The sequence below is a fragment of the Gordonia sp. (in: high G+C Gram-positive bacteria) genome, assembly GCF_020438995.1.
In the GTDB taxonomy this organism is placed as follows: Bacteria; Actinomycetota; Actinomycetes; order Mycobacteriales; family Mycobacteriaceae; genus Gordonia.
This window is the reverse complement of sequence record NZ_JAGQTN010000264.1, coordinates 1-5,401: the sequence shown is the minus strand read 5'-3', so window position 1 is coordinate 5,401 and position 5,401 is coordinate 1. Positions and strand designations below refer to the sequence as shown.

At 67.5% G+C, this 5,401-nt stretch carries 3 protein-coding genes; all 3 read right to left on the bottom strand.

Annotation, left to right across the window (positions count from 1 at the left end; genetic code table 11):
* Positions 1-2: 2 nt before the first annotated feature.
* The 3 genes from pyrF to carA are packed head-to-tail and all read right to left on the bottom strand — an operon-like array spanning position 3 to position 5,306.
* Positions 3-860 (bottom strand): orotidine-5'-phosphate decarboxylase, encoded by an 858-nt coding sequence (gene pyrF, locus KDB67_RS18480; protein ID WP_291018927.1) that lies wholly within the window; start codon positions 858-860, stop codon positions 3-5.
* The gene (gene carB / locus KDB67_RS18475) at positions 850-4,185 is read right to left on the bottom strand and encodes a carbamoyl-phosphate synthase large subunit (protein WP_291018922.1); all 3,336 of its coding nucleotides are present in this window, start codon (positions 4,183-4,185) and stop codon (positions 850-852) included. Before carB ends, pyrF begins: the two co-directional genes overlap by 11 nt.
* Complete coding sequence (gene carA, locus KDB67_RS18470; protein WP_291018906.1) at positions 4,185-5,306, bottom strand: glutamine-hydrolyzing carbamoyl-phosphate synthase small subunit; 1,122 nt, start codon at positions 5,304-5,306, stop codon at positions 4,185-4,187. The genes carB and carA overlap by 1 nt, the downstream gene beginning before the upstream one ends.
* Between the last annotated feature and the right edge of the window lie 95 nt (positions 5,307-5,401).

The following is a 5,401-nucleotide window of genomic DNA, read 5'->3' as shown; positions in this document are numbered from 1 at the left end:
GGTCAGTCAGCGGGTCGCAGAGCCGCCTCGATATCGTCGCGGACGGACTCGCAGGCCGCGCGCAGCGCCGCGACATCGGGCCCCTTGCCGAGAAGCCCGCGCGAGCTGGCGGGCAGCAACCAGCAGGTGTCGGCTCCGGAGAACACCTCCGGGATGTCGGCGGCGGTCGCGCCCTGGGCTCCGAGACCCGGGGACAGGATCGGCCCGTTCAGCGCGGACAGGTCGAGACCGTGTGAGCGGGTAGCGCCGACCACCAGGCCGACGGTCGCGGCGCCGTTCGCGTTCTCGGCGGCGGCGTCGTCGACGATCGCCTGGGCGACGGTCCGGCCGTCGGGCACGTGCGCCGTCTGCACCTGACCACCCTCGGGGTTGGAGGTGCGGGCCAGGACGAACACTCCCCTGCCAGAGACGTGTGCGAGGTCGACGGCCGGCCGCAACGATTCGAATCCGAGGTACGGCGAGATGGTCACTGCGTCGGCGCACAGCTGCGACGAGTCGTCGAGCCAGGCGGTGCTGTACGCGGCCATCGTGGAGCCGATGTCGCCGCGCTTGGCGTCGGCGAGCACCAGGGCCCCCCGCTCACGACAACCCGCGATGACCCGTTCGAGTACGGCGAAACCAGCCGCACCGAACGGCTCGAAGAACGCGACCTGCGGTTTGATCACCGCCGCCACCGGACCGAGCGCCTCGATGCAGATGTCGGCGAAGCGGGACAGACCGTCGGCGTCGACGGTCAGTCCCCACTCGGTCAGCAGCGCGGCGTGCGGGTCGATCCCGGCGCAGAACCGTCCGCGCCGGGCGACCGCATCGAGATATCTCGCGCCGAAACCGATTGGTGCCGAATCTGTCTCACCGTGCATCGATAAGCGCTCCGTGTCTGCTCTGGATCGATTCGACACCCATCGCACCGTTGATGGCTGCCTCGATGCCCTGGACCGCCGCGCTGGCACCTTGCACCGTGGTGATGCACGGAATGCTCTTTGAGACTGCGGCGCTGCGGATCTCGTATCCGTCGACGCGCGGTCCCGAGTTGCCGTAAGGGGTGTTGATCACCATCGCGACCTCGCCGGCCTTGATCTTCTCGACGATGTCCTGCTCACCCTCGACCGCCTCGAAATGCTTGCGGACGGTGGTGCAGGTGATTCCGTTGCGGCGCAACACATCCGCGGTGCCCTCGGTGGCCAGGATGGTGAATCCGAGGTCGGCGAGATGCTTGACCGGAAAGATCAGCGCCCGCTTGTCCTTGTTGGCCACCGACACGAAGATCGCGCCCGAGGTGGGCAGCGAACCGTAGGCTGCGGACTGCGACTTGGCGAACGCCTTACCGAAGTCGGAGTCGATCCCCATGACCTCACCGGTCGACTTCATCTCCGGGCTCAGCAGGGTGTCGACGCCGGTGCCGTCCTCGCGGCGGAACCGGTTGAACGGCAGTACCGCCTCCTTCACCGCGATCGGCACGCCGGCGGGCGCCTCACCGCCGTCTCCGGTGGGCGGCAGAATCCCCTGCTCACGCAACTGCGCGATGCTCGACCCGAGCATGACCCGGGCGCATGCCTTGGCCAGCGGCACCGCCGTGGCCTTGGATACGAACGGCACGGTCCGGCTCGCGCGCGGGTTGGCTTCGAGCACGTAGAGAATGTCGTCCTTGAGCGCGTACTGCACGTTGAGCAGCCCCTTGACGCCGATACCCTTGGCCAGAGCCTCCGTGGACTCGCGCACCATCTGCAGATCGGCGCGACCCAGCGTGACCGGCGGCAGCGCACAGGCCGAGTCACCGGAGTGAATACCGGCCTCCTCGATGTGTTCCATCACGCCGCCGATGAATACCTCGTCGCCGTCGCAGAGGGCGTCGACGTCGATCTCGACGGCGTCCTCCAGGAACCGGTCGACCAGCACCGGATGATCGGGGGTCAGCTCGGTTGCGCGGGAGATGTAGTCCTGCAACGACTTCTCGTCGTACACGATCTCCATGCCGCGGCCGCCGAGCACATACGACGGCCGCACCAGCACCGGGTAGCCGATCCGTCCCGCGGTCTCACGCGCCTCGTCGAAGCTGGTGGCGGTGCCGAAGGCCGGTGCGGGCAGCCCGGCGTCGGTGAGCACCCTGCCGAACTCGCCGCGGTCCTCGGCCAGGTCGATGGCCTCGGGTGAGGTGCCGACGATCGGCACGCCCGCCGTCTGCAGCCGGTGCGCCAGGCCGAGCGGGGTCTGTCCGCCGAGCTGCACGATCACCCCGGCGACCGTTCCCGACTGAGCCTCGGCGTGGTACACCTCCAGCACGTCCTCGAAGGTCAGCGGCTCGAAATAGAGGCGGTCGGCGGTGTCGTAGTCGGTGGAGACGGTCTCCGGGTTGCAGTTGACCATCACCGTCTCGAACCCGGCCTCCGACAGCGTCAGCGCCGCGTGCACGCACGAGTAGTCGAATTCGATGCCCTGCCCGATGCGGTTGGGTCCCGAGCCGAGGATCAGCACCTTGTCGCGTTCGGTCTGCGGGGCCACCTCACTGGTGGCCGCGGGATCGAGCTCGTACGACGAATAGTGGTACGGCGTCTTGGCCTCGAACTCGGCGGCGCAGGTGTCGACGGTCTTGTACACCGGCCGCACTCCCGCCTCGATACGGAACTCGCGCACCGCGGCCTCATCCGCGAAATCGCTACGCAACGCGGCAATCTGGCGGTCGGAGAAGCCGGTGCTCTTGGCCTCGCGCAGCAACTCGGCGTCAAGCTCGGCAGCGTCGCGGATCCGGGAGCCCAGCGCTCCGATGGCCTCGATCTCGGCCAGGAACCACGGGTCTATGGCGGTGGCATCGTAGAGCTGTTCGACGGTGGCGCCGGCATCGAAGGCCAGCATGATGCCGTAGAGGCGCCCGTCCTTGGGTGTTCTGAGCGAGTCCAGCAGCGCGGGCAGGTCCACCGACGACGGATCCTGCCGGCCGGCCTCGGTCCAGAATCCGGCGGCCTTGGTCTCCAGCGAGCGCATAACCTTGCCGAGCGCCTCGGCAAAGCTTCGGCCCAGGCTCATCGCCTCACCCACCGACTTCATGGTGGTGGTGAGGGTGTCGTCGGCGCCGGGGAACTTCTCGAACGCGAACCGAGGCGCCTTGACCACCACGTAGTCCAGCGTCGGCTCGAAGCAGGCCGGGGTTTCCTTGGTGATGTCGTTGACGATCTCGTCGAGGCTGTACCCGATGGCCAGCTTCGCGGCGATCTTGGCGATCGGGAAACCGGTGGCCTTCGACGCCAGCGCAGATGACCGCGATACCCGCGGGTTCATCTCGATCACCACGAGGCGACCGTCGCGCGGGTCCTGCGCGAACTGGATGTTGCAGCCGCCGGTGTCGACGCCCACCTCGCGCAGGATCGCGATCGAGAGGTCGCGCATCTTCTGGTACTCGACGTCGGTCAACGTCATCGCGGGGGCGACGGTCACCGAGTCGCCGGTGTGCACGCCCACCGGGTCGACGTTCTCGATGGAGCAGATGACCACCACGTTGTCGCGGTTGTCGCGCATCAGCTCGAGTTCGTACTCCTTCCAGCCGAGGATCGACTCCTCGATGAGCACGTTCGCGGTGGGCGATGCCGCCAAGCCGCCGCCGGCGATGCGTTCGAGGTCGGCGTCGTCGTAGGCCATGCCCGAGCCGAGACCGCCCATCGTGAACGACGGCCGCACCACCACGGGAAAGCCCAGTTCGGCGACGGTCTCGCGGACCTCGTCCATGGTGTGGCACACGCGGGAGCGGGCGCTTTCGCCGCCCACCTTCTCGACGATGTCCTTGAACATCTGCCGGTCCTCGCCACGCTGGATGGCGTCGAAGTCCGCGCCGATGAGTTCGATGTCGTACTTCTCCAGCGAGCCCCGATCATGCAGCGCCACAGCAGCATTGAGGGCAGTCTGCCCGCCGAGGGTGGCCAGCACCGCGTCGATGGGGTGACCGGCGTCGCGCTCGGCCTCGATCACCTTCTCGACGTATTCGGGGGTGATCGGTTCGATGTAGGTGGCGTCGGCGAACTCCGGGTCGGTCATGATGGTGGCCGGGTTGGAGTTGACCAGCGACACCCGCAGGCCCTCGGACTTGAGGACGCGGCACGCCTGGGTGCCGGAGTAGTCGAATTCACAGGCCTGGCCGATGACGATCGGGCCCGACCCGATGACCAGGACGTGGGAGATGTCGGTACGGCGTGGCATCAGGCCCTCGTTCCTTCCAGCAGGGTCGCGAACTTGTCGAAGAGGTAGGCGGCATCGTGCGGACCGGCCGCGGCCTCCGGGTGATACTGCACCGAAAAGGCTTGTCCGGATACCAGTTCCACGCCTTCGACGACGCCGTCGTTGGCGCACACGTGGCTGACGCGGGCGCGGCCGAAGTCGGTGTCGAATTCCTCGCCGGCCTCGCCTTCGAGGGCGAAACCGTGATTCTGGGCGGTGATGGACACCTTGCCGGTGGCCGAGTCGATGACCGGGATGTTGATGCCGCGGTGCCCGAACTTCATCTTGTAGGTGCCCCGCCCGAGCGCCCGCCCCAGGATCTGGTTGCCGAAGCAGATCCCGAACAACGGAATCCCCTCCCCCAGAACCTGTTTGGTCAACTCGACGGTGGCGTCGGCGGTGGCCGGGTCGCCCGGGCCGTTGGACAGGAAGACCCCGTCCACCTTGAGGTCCTTGATCACCTCGAGCGAGGTCGACGACGGCAGCACGTGCGCGCGGATGCCGCGTTCGGCGAACATGCGCGGGGTGTTGGTCTTGATACCCAGATCGAGCGCGGCGACGGTGAAGCGCGCCGGGCCATCGGGTTCGATGACGTAGCCGGTGTCGGTGGACACCTCACCGGCCAGGTCGGCGCCCGCCATCGTGGGCTGCGCCTTGACCCGGCTCAGCAGATCGTCGGTGTCGGCGAGGGCGTCGCCGGAGAACACACCGGCGCGCATCGAGCCGTGGTCGCGCAGCACCCGCACCAGCGTCCGGGTGTCGATGCCGGCGATGCCGACCACACCCTGCTCGACGAGCTTGTCCTCCAGGCTGGTGGTGGCGCGCCAGTTGGACACTCGGCGGGTGGGATTGCGCACCGCGTATCCGGCTACCCAGATCTTGCCGCCGTGCGACTCGTCGTCCTCGGTGTTCCAGCCGGTGTTGCCGATCTGCGGCGCGGTGGCGACCACGATCTGCCGGTGGTAGCTCGGATCGGTGAGGGTTTCCTGATAGCCCGTCATCGCGGTGCAGAACACCGCCTCCCCGAGGGTTTGTCCGACGGCACCGAAAGACTGCCCGGTGAACACCTGGCCGTTTTCCAGAACCAGTACCGCTCTACTCATTGATCACTTTCTGTTTCAGCGAAATCGTCGACCCAGCCGCTGTACACGGCCTTGTCGTCGGCTCTGATACCGGAGTCCACCTCGGTTCCGTTGGG

Excerpts from the sequence above, each read along its gene's own strand:
- carB (WP_291018922.1), bottom strand. The coding sequence starts at position 4,185 with ATGCCACGCCGTACCGACATCTCCCACGTCCTGGTCATCGGGTCGGGC.
- carA (WP_291018906.1), bottom strand. The coding sequence starts at position 5,306 with ATGAGTAGAGCGGTACTGGTTCTGGAAAACGGCCAGGTGTTCACCGGG.
- pyrF (WP_291018927.1), bottom strand. The coding sequence starts at position 860 with ATGCACGGTGAGACAGATTCGGCACCAATCGGTTTCGGCGCGAGATAT.